The organism is Paenibacillus jamilae (assembly GCF_050482105.1).
Taxonomy (GTDB): Bacteria; Bacillota; Bacilli; order Paenibacillales; family Paenibacillaceae; genus Paenibacillus; species Paenibacillus jamilae_B.
In genome coordinates, this window is sequence record NZ_JBCNHI010000024.1 from 102,169 (window position 1) to 117,264 (window position 15,096).

General features: G+C 45.5%; 13 protein-coding genes. 3 read left to right on the forward strand and 10 right to left on the reverse strand.

Annotation, left to right across the window (positions count from 1 at the left end; genetic code table 11):
• Together ABEW32_RS24365 and ABEW32_RS24370 are read right to left on the reverse strand one after the other, a co-directional pair.
• The gene (locus tag ABEW32_RS24365) at positions 1 to 771 is read right to left on the reverse strand and encodes an MBL fold metallo-hydrolase (RefSeq protein ID WP_430192602.1); all 771 of its coding nucleotides are present in this window, start codon (positions 769 to 771) and stop codon (positions 1 to 3) included.
• 150 nt (positions 772 to 921) lie between these two features.
• A complete protein-coding gene (locus ABEW32_RS24370) occupies positions 922 to 1,983 on the reverse strand; it encodes a sulfate/molybdate ABC transporter ATP-binding protein (RefSeq protein WP_430192604.1) in 1,062 nt (353 codons plus the stop codon).
• 221 nt (positions 1,984 to 2,204) lie between these two features.
• On the opposite strand from ABEW32_RS24370, the gene ABEW32_RS24375 reads away from it, so the two are divergent.
• Positions 2,205 to 2,606, forward strand: a complete 402-nt coding sequence (locus tag ABEW32_RS24375) for a secondary thiamine-phosphate synthase enzyme YjbQ (RefSeq protein ID WP_430192606.1) — start codon at positions 2,205 to 2,207, stop codon at positions 2,604 to 2,606.
• A 171-nt stretch (positions 2,607 to 2,777) separates the two neighbouring features.
• Here the strand turns inward: ABEW32_RS24375 and ABEW32_RS24380 are convergent, their stop codons facing one another.
• The 3 genes from ABEW32_RS24380 to ABEW32_RS24390 all read right to left on the reverse strand — a co-directional run bounded on the left by ABEW32_RS24380 (position 2,778) and on the right by ABEW32_RS24390 (position 5,500).
• The gene (locus tag ABEW32_RS24380) at positions 2,778 to 3,359 is read right to left on the reverse strand and encodes a TetR/AcrR family transcriptional regulator (RefSeq protein WP_025364337.1); all 582 of its coding nucleotides are present in this window, start codon (positions 3,357 to 3,359) and stop codon (positions 2,778 to 2,780) included.
• A 5-nt stretch (positions 3,360 to 3,364) separates the two neighbouring features.
• A complete protein-coding gene (locus ABEW32_RS24385) occupies positions 3,365 to 3,997 on the reverse strand; it encodes a YigZ family protein (RefSeq protein WP_430192608.1) in 633 nt (210 codons plus the stop codon).
• Positions 3,998 to 4,144: 147 nt separating this feature from the next.
• Positions 4,145 to 5,500 carry a glucose-6-phosphate isomerase gene (locus ABEW32_RS24390; RefSeq protein ID WP_430192610.1) on the reverse strand — a complete coding sequence of 452 codons (1,356 nt, stop codon included), beginning with the start codon at positions 5,498 to 5,500 and terminating at the stop codon, positions 4,145 to 4,147.
• Positions 5,501 to 5,751: 251 nt separating this feature from the next.
• On the opposite strand from ABEW32_RS24390, the gene ABEW32_RS24395 reads away from it, so the two are divergent.
• On the forward strand, positions 5,752 to 6,651 hold the full coding sequence (locus ABEW32_RS24395) for an NAD(P)-dependent oxidoreductase (protein WP_430192612.1): 900 nt from the start codon (positions 5,752 to 5,754) through the stop codon (positions 6,649 to 6,651).
• 111 nt (positions 6,652 to 6,762) lie between these two features.
• On the opposite strand, the gene ppnP is transcribed toward ABEW32_RS24395, so the two are convergent.
• The 4 genes from ppnP to ABEW32_RS24415 all read right to left on the reverse strand — a co-directional run bounded on the left by ppnP (position 6,763) and on the right by ABEW32_RS24415 (position 11,859).
• Positions 6,763 to 7,077 (reverse strand): pyrimidine/purine nucleoside phosphorylase, encoded by a 315-nt coding sequence (ppnP, locus tag ABEW32_RS24400; protein ID WP_013369973.1) that lies wholly within the window; start codon positions 7,075 to 7,077, stop codon positions 6,763 to 6,765.
• A gap of 291 nt (positions 7,078 to 7,368) precedes the next feature.
• On the reverse strand, positions 7,369 to 9,414 hold the full coding sequence (gene tkt / locus ABEW32_RS24405) for a transketolase (protein ID WP_430192614.1): 2,046 nt from the start codon (positions 9,412 to 9,414) through the stop codon (positions 7,369 to 7,371).
• Between the two features lie 395 nt (positions 9,415 to 9,809).
• Positions 9,810 to 10,709, reverse strand: coding sequence for a formyltetrahydrofolate deformylase (gene purU / locus ABEW32_RS24410; protein ID WP_430192616.1), 900 nt, complete (start codon positions 10,707 to 10,709; stop codon positions 9,810 to 9,812).
• A 22-nt stretch (positions 10,710 to 10,731) separates the two neighbouring features.
• Entirely contained in the window at positions 10,732 to 11,859 is a 1,128-nt protein-coding gene (locus ABEW32_RS24415; protein WP_430192618.1) for a deoxyribonuclease IV, read from the reverse strand.
• Between the two features lie 294 nt (positions 11,860 to 12,153).
• On the opposite strand from ABEW32_RS24415, the gene ABEW32_RS24420 reads away from it, so the two are divergent.
• Positions 12,154 to 13,068, forward strand: a complete 915-nt coding sequence (locus ABEW32_RS24420) for a TIGR01777 family oxidoreductase (protein ID WP_430192620.1) — start codon at positions 12,154 to 12,156, stop codon at positions 13,066 to 13,068.
• Positions 13,069 to 13,284: 216 nt separating this feature from the next.
• On the opposite strand, the gene ABEW32_RS24425 is transcribed toward ABEW32_RS24420, so the two are convergent.
• Entirely contained in the window at positions 13,285 to 15,069 is a 1,785-nt protein-coding gene (locus ABEW32_RS24425; protein WP_430192621.1) for a DUF6382 and FHA domain-containing protein, read from the reverse strand.
• Positions 15,070 to 15,096 lie beyond the last annotated feature (27 nt).

Sequence of the window (15,096 nt, forward strand, 5' to 3'; positions counted from 1 at the left end):
TTATTCTAACGGCAAGCTCATGCCTGTGTGTGCCAAGCTGATCCCTTTCAACAGCCCGTAGTTGTGTGTGATATCTACATCATGGGACATATGTGTAAATACCGTGCTTCCGGGCTTCAGTCTTCCTACAAGTTCCTGGGCCTCCAGCATGTCATATACCGAGCGGGTGGTATACTCCGCTTCCTCATGGTAAAAGCTCGTCCCCAGCACGAGTAAATTCAGATTATGTAAAGGTAAAATTTCCGCTTCGTTCAGTCCAATCGAATCCGAACAGTAGGCCCATGAGAAGCCGTCTTTTTCCAAACGATAAGCGTAAGCATATCCGTTCTTCCCGTGATTCACACGCCATCCCCGGATGTTCCATCCGCCAAGTTGGACTCCCTGATCGACCGGAATAAGATCCAGGTTTCCGGGGAGCCAGGAAAATTGACGCAAGATCGTGTCGATCACTTCCTGTGGAGCGAACAAGCGCCCTCTGTTCCCGGTCCAGCGACAGGCATCCGCCCATTCTGGCAATCCTCCAATATGGTCAAAGTGTGCATGCGTCACGAGGATCGTAGAGATAAAACGCAGACTGCGCAATTCTAGCTGTTTGCGCCAGTCAGGGCCACAATCAATCATAAAATCCTCTGTCCCGCTTTCAATCAGCACAGACGACCTCAACCTTACATTTGCTCCTGTCGTACGAGCCTCAGTGCACACGAGACAATCACAATATACACGCGGAACCCCCATTGCATCCCCCGTGCCAAGAAAAATAAGCCGATTCATGAGTTAACTCCTATCTATCTGGGTGTTTTTACTACTATTATAACGAACATACCAAGTCTTCGTAAATCACTCCAGCGACCAACGACAAAAGGAGCATGTCCAAAGCCGTAAAACAGGCCAGACATCCCCCTTATATGTGATCTTTTTATTTTAGATGATGATAGGCATGGGATCTTCCTTCAGGCGGTTTTCCACCATCCAGCTGGACTCCTCATTATATAGATAGGCCCGATGCACCAACACTCGCACCTGCTGACCAGGTTCCAACGTAGATTTCTCCAGCGAGCGGTATGTCATAAGACGTTGGTCCCCGACCTGAACTTCAACCATCCATTCACTCCCGCGAAAATGTAAATGCTTCACAATGCCTTCTTCGGTCGCCGACAGAAGCGCAAATTCCTCACTCGGTCCGACATCAATGTATTCAGGGCGAATCAAGGCACGTGTCCCTACTCCGGCAGCTTCCTCGAAGCCTCTAAGACTACCCGCCTGTTCAATCACTGTGGATTCCCCAATAAAGGAAGCCACAAACGGGGTCCCGGGTTTTTTATAGATATCCCAAGGCGTTCCCTTCTGCTCCAGCCTTCCTTGATTAATCACCATAATCTCATCCGCCACTTCAATCGCCTCGTCCTGATCATGGGTAACGAAAATAGAGGTAATGCCCACTCGCTCAATCAACTCTCGCAACCAGGTGCGCAGCTCCTGGCGAATCTTCGCATCAATAGCCGCAAACGGCTCATCCAGCAGCAGCAGTTGAGGCTCTGGTGCCAAAGCACGCGCAAAAGCAACCCGCTGTCGCTGTCCACCTGACAACTGATGCGGATAACGATGCTCAAAACCTTTGAGCCCCGTGAGTTCAACCAGCTCTGTGACCCTTTCCTTAATGCGGGTTTTGGAACTTTTTTTCACTTTCAAACCAAAGGCAATATTGTCATACACGCTCATATGCTTAAACAAAGCATAGTTTTGAAATACAAATCCGATTCCACGCTCCTGTGGTGTCAGTTCGTTCACCCTTTTTCCGTGAAAATGGATCTCTCCTGCATCCGGTTGCTCCAGTCCCGCCAAAATACGAAGAATGGAGGTTTTCCCCCCGCCACTTGGACCGAGCAAACCAATAAGATGACCCGTCTGAATATCAAAAGATACGTCCTTTACCGCATGAAAATTACCGAAATGCTTGTTTAATCCTCTTACTTCCACATGCATATCCGTACACTTCCTTTCCGCTTCTGGACCAGTTTAGGCACAGCAGCAGCCTTGCTTACCGCAAAGCACGCACCTCATTTGAAAACATTCAATTATTCCAATAAAATTACTTTGTTTTTTTCTTATGTGATACTTTACCAAAGGAAAGCAATTTTCGTCAACTCAATATATTATCTTGAGAATGAAAAGGGTAAAGTAATACATAGAAGGGAGATGGATTTATGTTGCATACTTTTGAATTATCTACGACACGGCGAGATGAAATGCGTGATATTACACGCGAAGTTGCAGCCTTTATCGAAAAAAGCGGGGTGCAGCAAGGAACAGCACTCATTTATTGTCCGCATACGACAGCCGGCATCGCTATTAATGAAAATGCCGACCCTGATGTCAAACATGATGTGATTTTAAGGCTGGATGAGGTTTATCCGTGGGAACATCCCCAATATCGTCATATGGAGGGAAATACGGCGTCCCATCTAAAATCCATTACGACAGGCCCCTCACAAACGGTTATCATTCATGAGGGAAAGCTGTTACTCGGACGATGGCAGGGACTTTATTTTTGTGAATTCGACGGACCACGCAGACGTCAATACCATGTAAAAATTATGAAGGGCTGACGTAGGCGCAAAAAAACAGACGATGGTGTCCTCCCGTTGAGTACATCATCGTCTGTTAAATTCTTAGTCGCTTTCGCAAAGTACCGTAATGATAAGTCACCGTCATGAAGTGCAAACACCCAAAAAAGCGCCCTACATGTTTATGGCTAAAGCGTGTGAATGCAGGTACGCTCATAGATGTCTGCACAGCAGCTTTACATGTGCTAAAGCAGCGGGCCTGATTTCTTCAAAAGTTAAACCATCCTGAATATAAAATGATACAAAACCATGCATGGATAAAAACAGACTTTTCGGTACCCTTGAGCATTCTTCCTCTGAATGTCCCTGACCACTCAATTCCTGGCGGATCATGGACGCAAATAATTCCACACAACGGTTTTGCTCTGTACGACAGTATGCGAATAGCTCTTCATCGTGCATCATGAACATAATTTCGTACTGGTATGGATTTTCCAAGCCAAAACGGATATATTCCAGCATCAAGTACTCCAACCTGCTCAAGCCATCATCAGGTGTGCCTGTTGCTGCTTGCAGTAGAATTCCACGCAATGTATTAAAATCTTCAATCACAATGGCGTAGAACAGTTCAGCCTTCTCTTTAAAATGATAATATAATGAACCATGACTGTAACCCAGATGCTGGCCAATGCTGCGCATTGAAATCGCACGGTAGCCCTTGGTGATAAACAAGTGCCTGGCCGCTTCCAGAATCCGCCCTCTTGACAACTCCTGTTCTACTGCTCTTCTAGCCATATTATTTATTCCCCTTCAATAAAGTAAAGCTGCTCTCCCTCCGACACAAGCGATTGTCCCTGTGTCAAGTCGGTTATCCAGTTGCAGAAGGATTCCGCATCACTAGCCAGCGGCAGACAGGTTAAAGTAACTTTATCCGTAAACATCGTTTCCCCGGTACGGATGCTGCGATTACGTAATTCATTTTCCACTTTGCCTAACCAGGTATAATCCAACTCCACAAAAACTTCACGATGCAGCACACGCGTAATTGCATCCCCTGCTTCAACAGCTGCAACAGCACCATCTGAGTATGCGCGAATCAGTCCGCCTGCTCCCAGCAAAATTCCGCCAAAGTAACGGGTAACCACAATGGCGACATTTTTCAGCTTCTGATTGCGTATTACCTCCAAAATAGGCTTACCCGCCGTCCCGCTCGGTTCTCCGTCATCCGATTGCTTTTGAATTTCGTCTCTTTCACCAATCATATAAGCAGAACAATTATGGGAGGCATTCCAATGCTCTTTTTTGATGCGTTCTATGAAAGCAACTGCTTCTTCCTCAGTTTGAACAGGCTGAATATGGCCGATAAAACGGGATTTTCGGATTACAATTTCCTTGTTGCCGGCACCGCGTACGGTTCGGTATTGTTCCAACATACACGTATAACCTTCCTTACTTCATTTTACAAGAAAGCAGTCCCCCGCTTCTGGCAGCTGGTGAACTGCTTTCCTGTACTTAATTGATGCTATACCCTATAACGCTTCTGAACGAAACCCTGTTTCGAATCAGAGATTATAATCCCCTTATTCAGACAATCTCGCTTCAAGCTCAGCTTTTTCTTTTTCAAAGCCTGGTTTGCCGAGCAGCGCAAACATGTTCTTTTTGTAAGCTTCTACGCCCGGTTGATCAAACGGATTCACGCCCAACAGGTAGCCGCTGATGCCGCAAGCCTTTTCGAAGAAATAAGCAAGGTAGCCAAAGGAGTAAGGGCTCAAGTCAGGAATATTTACAATCAGGTTAGGTACTTGTCCATCTGTGTGAGCCAGCAATGTACCTTGGAACGCTTTTTTGTTTACAAAATCCACCGTTTTTCCTGCCAGGAAATTCAGTCCATCCAGATCATCTTGATCTGCTTCGATGGTAATGTGGCTAGGTACATTTTCTACTTGGATTACTGTTTCAAAAATGTTACGGCTGCCTTCCTGAATGAATTGTCCCATGGAGTGCAGGTCTGTCGAGAAGTCAACAGAAGCTGGATAAATGCCTTTATAATCCTTGCCTTCGCTTTCTCCGTACAACTGTTTCCACCACTCGGATACGAAATGCAAAGACGGCTCATAGTTTACGAGAATTTCAATTGCTTTACCTTTGCGGTACAACGCGTTACGAACGGCTGCGTATTGGTAAGCCTCGTTCTCAGCTACATTCGGGTTGCTGTATTCTTTGGAAGCGTCTGCCGCGCCCTGCATCATTTCCTCGATGTTGATGCCTGCTGTAGCAATCGGCAACAAGCCTACAGCTGTCAGCACAGAGTAACGACCACCCACATCATCAGGAATAATGAAGGATTCATAGCCTTCTTCGTTAGCCAGCTTTTTCAGAGCGCCCCGTTCTTTATCTGTTGTAGCATAAATACGTTTGCGCGCTTCTTCTTTACCATATTTTTTCTCCAGAGCCGCACGGAATACGCGGAAAGCGATAGCTGGCTCTGTTGTCGTACCTGATTTGGAAATGACATTCACAGAGAAATCTTTTCCTTCAATCAGTTCCAACAAATGATTCATATATGTAGAGCTGATGTTGTTGCCTGCAAAATAGATAGCTGGGCCCTTGCGTTGATCTTTAGGCAGTGCATTGTAGAAAGAATGCGACAGCATTTCGATCGCAGCACGTGCTCCAAGGTAAGAACCGCCAATACCAATTACAATCAATACTTCGGAATCACTTTGAATTTTAGCAGCAGCCTTTTGGATGCGCGCAAATTCTTCTTTATCATAATTGGTAGGCAGGTCGATCCAACCCAAGAAATCGGAACCTACACCTGTTTGGTTGTGCAGTTGCTCATGAGCCAACTTGATGGGCTCTGCAAAATAATCAATTTCGTGCTGACCTACAAAGGAGAGTGCTTTAGTGTAATCAAAAATAACTTTTTTAGACATGTTTGGAACCTCCTGTTTGGTATTACTAAGACCATGAATACGAACATAAGGACTTAGGAATAGGATACTTTAATTTGCTGAGCCTGACAAGCTTGCGTTACCTGTGTGTCCTGTGCCTCGACAGACCCTGCTGTAGATAGGGTAGCATGCTCATGCTACAATGAACTGAGAGCAATCTGTTTCAATATTCAATTCAAGCCGAACTCGCATCTGCATCGGACAGCAATTTCCAACAAGAAAGGTGATTAGCAATGAAAAACATCGGATTTATCGGACTGGGCACCATGGGCGCCCCGATGGCATCCAATCTGCTAAAGCAGGGATTCGGAGTCACAGTTTATAATCGTACTGCTTCGCGCTGTGAACCCTTGGTAAAGCAAGGCGCACGTGCAGCTTCAACCCCTCGTGAAGCAGCTGAAGGGCAGCACCTGGTCATTACCATGGTCAGCGACGATCAGTCAATACGTGACGTCTATTACGGTCAAGACGGTGTGTTTGCTGGTCTTACGGCCGGTATGACCGTGATGGACAACAGCACGATTTCACCTGAGCTGGTCAAACAACTGGCCGCTGAAGCGGACAAGCTGGACTGCTCCTTCATTGATGCACCTGTAACAGGCAGCAAGCCTGCCGCTGTAGATGGAACACTCGTGTTCATGGTTGGTGGTCATGCAGAAGCGATTGCCGCACAATCAGATGTTTTTGATACCTTGGGCAAAAAGGTGCTCCATATGGGACCAAACGGCAGCGGTGCTGTGGCCAAGCTCGCTCATAATACGATGGTCGGTATAAATAACCTCGCTCTGGCTGAAGGCTTTGCTATCGCGGCTAAATCCGGCATTCCAGCAGACAGCTTCCTGGAATTGGTGCAGCTCGGATCGGCAGGTAGCAAAGCTGCTGACCTGAAAGGGCGCAAAATCATCGAGCATGATTTTAGCAACCAGTTCTCACTTGCCCTGATGCTCAAGGATTTGAAGCTCGCTTCCTCACTTACAGACAATTTGTCCATCCCTGCCCCTATGTTGTCCATTGCAAAAAGCTTGTTTCAAGCTGGACAAACACAAGGCTACGGCGATGAGGATCTATCTGCCGTCGTAAAGACATACGAAGCATGGATTGGCCGCACCATTGGTGGTCAGCCTCTTGAGTAAACTGAACTTTTCTTTGTAACCATGCTGCTGTGCGTTTATACTTATGACACAGCTTTAGGGTAAGAACACTTGGCATGTAGTAGCCCGAGTGCTCTTACCCTTTTCAGCTCATTATTCTGGATAAGAGCAGCAATAATCTGTTACACTTCGTACTTCCAACTTGAAGGAAGACTTTGCAGGCACATGAAAGGTTGATGTGCCTTGTATTTCCAGCCATTCCTCAGTACCTGGAAGTAGCACTCTCAGGTCTCCTGCCAAAATCTCCATAATCTCACGGGAATCCGTCCCAAATTCGTACGTTCCCGGCAACATAATCCCCAATGTTACCTTACTGCCGTCACCCAGGATAACTGTACGACTTGTAACCTGACCATCATAATAAACATTTGCTTTTTTAATTACGCTTACTCCATCAAACTGTGTCATTCGTTATCCCCTCATCTGCTCTCAATGGTGAATGAATATGGTGCATCATAACATAATTTGAATTCCAGCTTCAGTATGAAAATACACACTTTATTTGTGTGCTCTTTCCACCGATAATTCAAAGGCTTTTTTTCGCAAATTACAAATGTATGAAACAAACAGCCGTAAGCCTTACTCAGGTTACGACTGTTTGTGATACATGGATTGCCACAATTAGGTACGTGGTTTGCCAGCAATACACGCTCATTGCTTTATGGACAAACTCCTCCTAATTGCTGACGCTCCAGTGTTTTATTTCAACAAAGCTTTCACACGGCTAACAACATTTTCTACTGTAAAGCCGTATTCCTTAATTACACGGTCACCAGGTGCGGATGCACCAAATGTGCTGATACCGAGAATGTCGCCTTGGTCGCCGACATATTTTTCCCATCCCAGTGGATATGCCATTTCTACAGCCAAACGAGCTTTAACTTCAGGCAGCAGAACGGAATCTTTGTAAGCTTTATCTTGTTTTTCGAACAGATCCCAGCTTGGGAAGCTGATAACGCGTACTTGAATGCCTTGTTCTGCCAGTGCTTCCTGTGCTTTAACAGCCAGTTGTACTTCGGAGCCTGTAGCCAGAATTTGAGCAACCGGCTTGCCGTCTGTTGCATCTGCAACCACATAAGCACCACGTTTGATGCCTTCGCGTGCATGCTCAGCAGTAGCAGCCAGGATTGGCAGGTTTTGACGAGTCAATACCAGTGCAACCGGGTTTTTCTTGTTTTCCAGCGTATAAGCCCAAGCAGCAGAAGTTTCATTACCGTCAGCCGGACGAATAACCGTCAGGTTCGGGATAATACGCAGAGAAGCCAATTGTTCGATCGGCTCATGAGTCGGACCATCTTCACCTACAGCAATACTGTCGTGAGTCAGAACGTAGGTTACAGGCAATCCCATCAGAGCTGCCAGACGAACGGCCGGACGCAGATAATCTGTAAATACGAAGAATGTACCGCCGAATACTTTAACACCCTGGTGCAACGCCATACCGTTCATCGCAGCTGCCATACCAAACTCGCGGATACCGAAGTAAATATTACGGCCAGCGTAGTCTTCTGGTGTAAAGTTCGTCAGGTTGTTCAAATGTGTCATTGTGGAGCTTTCCAAGTCAGCAGATCCGCCTGTCAGGAAAGGAACGTTTGGAGCCAATCCGTTCAGTGCATTACCAGAAGCTACACGAGTTGAAACCGCTTTGTCCTCTGTGGAGTATTTCGGAAGGTCACGATCCCATCCTTCTGGAAGATCCCCGTTTACAGCAGTTTCGAACTGTGCTGCCAAATCAGGGTGAGCTGTTTTGTATTTCGCGAATTGTTCATCCCATGCTTTATTAGCCGCGATACCGCGTTCTTTTACTTTAGCAAAATGCTCGCGAACCTCTTGTGGTACATGGAAGTCCTCTTCGTATACCCATTTGTAGAATTCTTTAGTCAGTTTGGCTTCTTCTGCTCCCAGCGGGGAACCATGAGTACCACCGTGTCCACCTTTACCTTGTTTGTTCGGGCTTCCGTAACCAATGACTGTTTTTACTTCAATCAATGTAGGACGTGTTGAGTCGGCTTGTGCTTCTTCAATTGCTTTTTGGATCGCTGGAAGATCATTACCATCTTCTACACGCAGTACTTGCCAGTTGTATGCTTCAAAGCGTTTGGCAACACTCTCGGAAGAGGACAGATTAAGCTTGCCGTCCAGTGTAATATCATTGGAATCAAACAATACGATCAGCTTACCCAGTTGAAGGCGACCAGCCAGCGAAGCGGCTTCATGCGAAATACCTTCCATTAGATCGCCATCGCCACAAATAGCATATGTGAAGTGATCCACGACTTTAAATTCGTCTTTATTATATGTTGCACCCAGTTGTGCTTCTGCCATAGCCATACCTACGGACATTGCCAAGCCCTGTCCCAGTGGTCCAGTTGTAGCATCTACACCAGCAGTGTGTCCAAACTCAGGGTGACCTGGTGTAAGGCTGCCCCATTGACGGAATTGCTTCAGCTCTTCCATAGGCAGATCATAGCCGCTCAGGTGCAGAAGACTGTAAAGCAGCATAGAACCGTGTCCTGCAGACAGTACGAAACGGTCACGGTTCACCCATGTAGGGTGATCTGGGTTATGGTTCATTGTTTTAGCAAAAAGTTGGTAGCCCATTGGTGCGGAGCCCATCGGCATACCAGGGTGCCCGGAATTTGCTTTCTCGATGGCATCAATCGCCAACGTACGAATGGTTGTGATCGACAAATTGTCAATCGTGGAGTTTTCATCCTTTTGAATCGCTTGGTTCTGGTCAGTCATGGTTTGCCTCCTCATATTGTAAAAAGTATGTCAATTGCATTCGGTCATACTCTTCAATATCACCGCCCGATAAAGAAACAGAGACTATTGAAGTGAGTGAATCCGCTTGAATGTTTCAATATGACTTATACACTCATAAGTATTGTACCATTTGCTGTGGAAGTTTGCCAGATCGTTTGTAAAGATGATTGTCGAAATGTAGTACGAGCCCTTATATCAATATACCCGTTATGTATTAACCTCATTTAAAAAATATAGAAACCGCAAAAAAAAATTTATATAGGGGCTTGTTATAAGGCAAATCTCCACACAAAAAAACAAAGCCCATTGTGCACTGGGCTTTGTTTCATCCAAAATGTATAGTCACAAGCTTTCGACATTTTGAAATATAAAGTTCAATTAAAAACGACCGTTTTGTTCTCATGAACCAGAATACGATCCTCTGTATGCCACTTCACAGCTCTTGCCAAAACGACCCGTTCAATCGTGCGACCGATCCGTTTTAGCTCATTTACATCATCTCCGTGGCTTACTCGCTGCACGTCCTGCTCAATGATCGGACCGCCGTCCAATTCCTCGGTGACATAATGCGCAGTAGCACCAATAATTTTCACACCGCGATTATAGGCTTGGGCATACGGTTTGCCACCCACGAATGCAGGTAGAAAGGAATGATGGATATTGATAATCCGGTTGCGATAATGCTCAATAAACTTGGGCGAAATAATCTGCATATACCGGGCTAAAATGATCACGTCGATCTCTTCGCCAATGACCTCTAGCTGACGCCGCTCTGCCTCTGGCTTGGTGTCGGCTGTCACCGGTATGTGGTGATAAGGAATGCCAAAGGACTCCACATACTCCTTCATATCCAGATGATTACTAACCACTAATGAAATATCCGCGTCGAGATCCCCTGCTTGCCATTGCCACAGTAGCTCTACCAGACAGTGGTCTTCTTTGGAAACGAAAATAGCCAATTTTTTCTTGCGGCTGACCGCAGAAATCGTCCACTCCATACGAAATTGCTCGGCAACAGCGACAAAGTCCTGCTCCAATTGCGACTGGGCTGCACTTAAATTTGGCAGATCAAATTCGATCCGCATAAAAAACATACCGCCGGACGGGTCCATTGTATATTGGTCAGACTGAACAATATTGGCCCCATGCTCATACAAAAAGCGGGACACAGCCGCTACAATACCTGGCCCATCTGGACAGGATACAAGCATGCGCGCACGGTTTTCATGTGTAGATGGAGTGCTGTTTAGCTGATGTTTAACGTGAAGTTCCATGTGGCTATTAATCCCCCTTGTCTTATACCGTCACTGGCAGATGACTACCGGCAAACCAGGCAATCAACCGTTGATTAATGTGTTCTTCGCTCATCTCTGGGAAAAGCGCTGCTTCCGTTATCATGTCATACAGACGCTCCAGTGGCTCACGTGGGTCTGATTTTCTTGCTTTGGCATCGTTTTTCAGCAGAGTCCAGGTGTCCAGTACAAACTTACGGACATCCACATCCTGTTTTTTGAAAAACGAGTGCAGTTGCTCCACCTGCCCCAAAAACTCATCTCCAAAGCGTTCTTTTACATTACCACGCAGCAAGGCAATCTCAACCTCATACATTGGTCGCTGAGTTTTGGCTTCTTTTCCAATCCACGGCGTCTCCAAAATAAACGGGCGTCCTTGAAGTGCTTTATGATGTACCACATTATGAATGGTCTGATAGCCAATCCAGCCTGATCCAATCGGCGTATGACGGTCTTTATGAGCGCCAACTGGGTTTTTGCTGTCATTAATGTGAACAACTGCGATGCGATTCAAGCCGACAATACGATCGAATTGCTCCAGTACACCATCCAGATCATTGACAATGTCATAGCCCGCATCATGAATGTGACAAGTGTCCATACAAATCGTAAGACGCTCGTTGCGCTCTACTTTATCTATAATGGAGGCAAGTTCCTCAAAGGTACGCCCCATTTCGGTGCCTTTGCCTGCCATCGTTTCAAGTGCAATGTTGACATCTGTCTCCTTTACACCGTTCAGTACCTCGTTCAAACCATCGGCAATACGCCCAATTCCGTACTCTGCATCTTTATCTGTAAAAGCCCCTGGATGCAGTACGATATTCTTCACACCAATCGCATGTGTGCGCCGAATTTCCTCCTGGAGAAAGCTGACCGCAAGCTCATAGGTATTTTCTTTGTAAGAGCCGAGATTGATGATATACGGGGCGTGCACCACGATATCTTCCATTCCCTTTTCTGTCATTAGCTGCTTGCCTTCTTCTAAATACATGGACTCCATCGGCTTACGGCGCGTGTTTTGAGGTGCCCCCGTGTATATCATAAACGAGCTGGACCCGTAAGAAGACGCTTCTTTTGTAGCGCTGAGCAGACCCTTGTCCGAGAAGGACACATGAGAACCAATTTTCAGCATGATTTTGATTCATCCCCTTATCCTGTTATGCTTGTCTTATTTTAATTTAATCATTTTAACGTGATTATCGAAATCAAACAACATAGCTTTTATGGCAGCTTTTTTAGATGACTCTCTTAGGAAGCACGCAGACATCGTGCACAGGAGTGTAAATGTTATTGAAAATACAGGTGGATAAAAGAATGAATTGATCTTCTTTAGCGTACACAGGTACATGAACATGAAGTTTTTGTATCAAAAAGGGTTATATTTTATAACAGAAACTTTTTTTGAATTGGAAGGAGAATTGGCTTCATGAACATCATCGTATGCGGAGGAACTGGATTGGTGGGAAGTGCGCTAGTCAAAAGTCTGCTAGATGACGGATTTACTGTGAAAGTCATTACCCGCAAGCCACTGGTTGGACACGAAGCAAGCCCTCGCTTGCAGTATATGAGCTGGAACGAATTAAAACAAAAGCCTGAATTACTGGAAGGCACAGATGCGGTTGTCAATTTAGCCGGTGAGACGCTGAATCAGCGCTGGACGGACAAGTCCAAGCAAAGAATTCTTCAATCACGACTACAATCCGTTGCCCGGTTGGCCCAAGCGTTGAATGCTCTGCAAAAAAAACCGAAAGTCATCATTCAGGCTTCGGCTGTGGCCGCCTACGGCACATCCCTGACCGAAACATTTGACGAAAAAAGTTCGCTCCGTTCCGAAGATTTTCTGTCTCAAGTGGTTAAGCAATGGGAGGAAGCTGCCGATGCCTATCCTGCTGATGCACGTTTAATTAAGTTACGCATCAGCCTTGTGCTGGACAGAAATAAAGGCGCATTCCCACTCATGAAGATGCCTTATGTCTTCGGATTCGGTGGAAAAATAGGTAGCGGCCATCAATGGATGAGCTGGATTCATATTGATGATATCGTTCGTCTGATCTCGTATTGTATTCATACACCACAGATTTCCGGGGCAGTGAACGCTTCATCACCATACCCCACGACGAACGACCAGTTTGGGAAAACAGTAGCTAAGGTATACCACCGTCCGCACTGGTTTTCCGTTCCCGGCATTCTCGTTCAAAAGCTGTTGGGTGAGATGAGTACGCTTGTATTAGACGGCCAAAAGGTATTACCATGCAAAGCGCTGGAGCATGGATTTAAGTTCAAGTATTCTTCACTAAAGGAAGCGCTAGAGGAACTCCATTCTCCTCACAAGCAGCCTTAAATTAAAAAAAATGAACTCTGTGGAGGATAGATCGTTAGATCGTATCTAAATATCTCTACCATCTTAGGGTTCATTTTTTTGGATTTAGGTAACATCTATAAATCAGATTTGAAATCTTTGAGTTGCCTCGTTTTGAGTCTATAAATAGTCCTCTATTCATAAAAAGAAGCCCAGTATAGTAGGCCTCTCCTTAACATTTACTCATTTAATTTTTACTCAAGATGCATTGGAGGCTTTAAAAGAGTCCAACCGATAAGTATAAGAGACTCCGGCGATTTTAAAAGTATCTCCATCCTTCATTGCATACTCCTTATAAGGCACCATTGGCTCTCCATTCAGCACAGTTCCGTTCGTCGAGGATAAATCCTTAATGATATGGCTTTGTCCTCCTGTAGCTACGCAAAGCTCAATATGAGAACGGGAAACTCCATCCGTATGCTCCACAAACTGGACCAATTGCGAATCTCTCCCGATGATAAAGCTTCCTCCAACAAATTGGTCTGGCTGCAACCGTATGTGCTCGGTTTCTTCACTACCAGATAATTTACGATCCAAGTAAGCAATCGGCGAGCGCTGAACAGGTGGACTCTGTATCTTCTGATCCGGACGAAGCAGCACGGTTTCCTGCTTGGATATAGTATTGAGTAGCTCCGTTACCCCGGACAAGGACTTATAATAAGCCTCACTGGTATCGCTGTCGTCCAATTCATTTCCCCGCGTGGCACCATTCCTCGAAGGCTCGTGCAAATCATAATTCATACTTACTTTCCCTCTATCCTCCATCGCTCGGTTTCCCTTGCTGTTAGATTCTGAGTCTGGAAAAGTCCAACGCCAGCTTTCCTGCCCTTGATCACTTGAATCGGATGAGTGCTTATCTTGATGATATCGCCCAGCTACAAACCCAGTCAGCTTATCTACCTGATAACGGTCATTTTTTCGCTGTGCTGGAGAAGTAGCTCCTAACCATTCCGAATCTAATACAGGTACTGCCTCACTATAAAAATGAGATGAAGCCTGATTGCGCACTAATTTCCCCGTCCAGCTTATATAAGCAACAGCGACAAGTACCATAGTTAGCACAACCGAAACAAGCAAGGGCACCGTCTCTGGATGATCCAAATAAATATAACGCCAAACGATAGCTGAGGCGAGCAAACATGCGAGAGCAATGTAAGTTTTATATTTTTGTAATTTGGGCTCCACATCTTCATCTTTCATTTCGTTGTCGGTTTCTGTCTCGACGTCCTCCTCTATTTTTATGGACTGTTTGAGTCGATTGACTCGCTTAAGCTCTTGAATTTCCTGCTGAGTCTCCCGACGCTCTTGCCCATACGTTCTTCCGCCACGATCTGCATAGTTGCTCTGTATGGTATGAGAGGAATGAACAGATGATCTGCCTTCATCCTGACCGCTTACGCTCTGTTCACCATCTGTCATTCCTTGCAATAGTAGCTCCTTCAACGTGCCCAGTTCAAATTCATTTCTATCGCATAATTCAAGTATGCGCTGTATAGATTCTCCCTGTAGGTGAGCTACACGAGTCATCAAACGAATAACCATCTGCTTAAAATAACTACCTGTTTGTTCCTGGTACTGTATACTGCTCAAAGGAACATAGGTTAAATTGACGCTCTCCCTCGTTCCCGAACGACTTATAAAAATATAATCCTCATGCAACATAAACTGGCGGATATTTAACATATATTGCGGGCTACGGTGAAGAACATCCACTACTTCAAAAAGAATCCGGTAGAAATCAGAAGTCGATACGTTCCCACCTTTCCATAATTGTGAAAGCATACGTTGCCCCGAAATATCGTAATGTAACTCAATCTGAAAATCGACTTCTTTGATTCTAAGTTCCAGTAGACCGGGAATCCGATTACCAGTCAGCATTCTGGACTGTACAGAACTTAAATCATCGGTTTTGAGCCCGCCTTCCTTGTTGAGAATCATAAAAGTCCCGCCATTCCGAGCAAAATCCCTGCTTAAGCCAAACAATCCATGACCTCCTTAACAATTTCTTAT

Coding starts and splice junctions, on each gene's coding strand:
- ABEW32_RS24365 (WP_430192602.1), bottom strand. CDS start 771: ATGAATCGGCTTATTTTTCTTGGCACGGGGGATGCAATGGGGGTTCCG.
- ABEW32_RS24370 (WP_430192604.1), bottom strand. CDS start 1,983: ATGCATGTGGAAGTAAGAGGATTAAACAAGCATTTCGGTAATTTTCAT.
- ABEW32_RS24375 (WP_430192606.1), top strand. CDS start 2,205: ATGTTGCATACTTTTGAATTATCTACGACACGGCGAGATGAAATGCGT.
- ABEW32_RS24380 (WP_025364337.1), bottom strand. CDS start 3,359: ATGGCTAGAAGAGCAGTAGAACAGGAGTTGTCAAGAGGGCGGATTCTG.
- ABEW32_RS24385 (WP_430192608.1), bottom strand. CDS start 3,997: ATGTTGGAACAATACCGAACCGTACGCGGTGCCGGCAACAAGGAAATT.
- ABEW32_RS24390 (WP_430192610.1), bottom strand. CDS start 5,500: ATGTCTAAAAAAGTTATTTTTGATTACACTAAAGCACTCTCCTTTGTA.
- ABEW32_RS24395 (WP_430192612.1), top strand. CDS start 5,752: ATGAAAAACATCGGATTTATCGGACTGGGCACCATGGGCGCCCCGATG.
- ppnP (WP_013369973.1), bottom strand. CDS start 7,077: ATGACACAGTTTGATGGAGTAAGCGTAATTAAAAAAGCAAATGTTTAT.
- tkt (WP_430192614.1), bottom strand. CDS start 9,414: ATGACTGACCAGAACCAAGCGATTCAAAAGGATGAAAACTCCACGATT.
- purU (WP_430192616.1), bottom strand. CDS start 10,709: ATGGAACTTCACGTTAAACATCAGCTAAACAGCACTCCATCTACACAT.
- ABEW32_RS24415 (WP_430192618.1), bottom strand. CDS start 11,859: ATGCTGAAAATTGGTTCTCATGTGTCCTTCTCGGACAAGGGTCTGCTC.
- ABEW32_RS24420 (WP_430192620.1), top strand. CDS start 12,154: ATGAACATCATCGTATGCGGAGGAACTGGATTGGTGGGAAGTGCGCTA.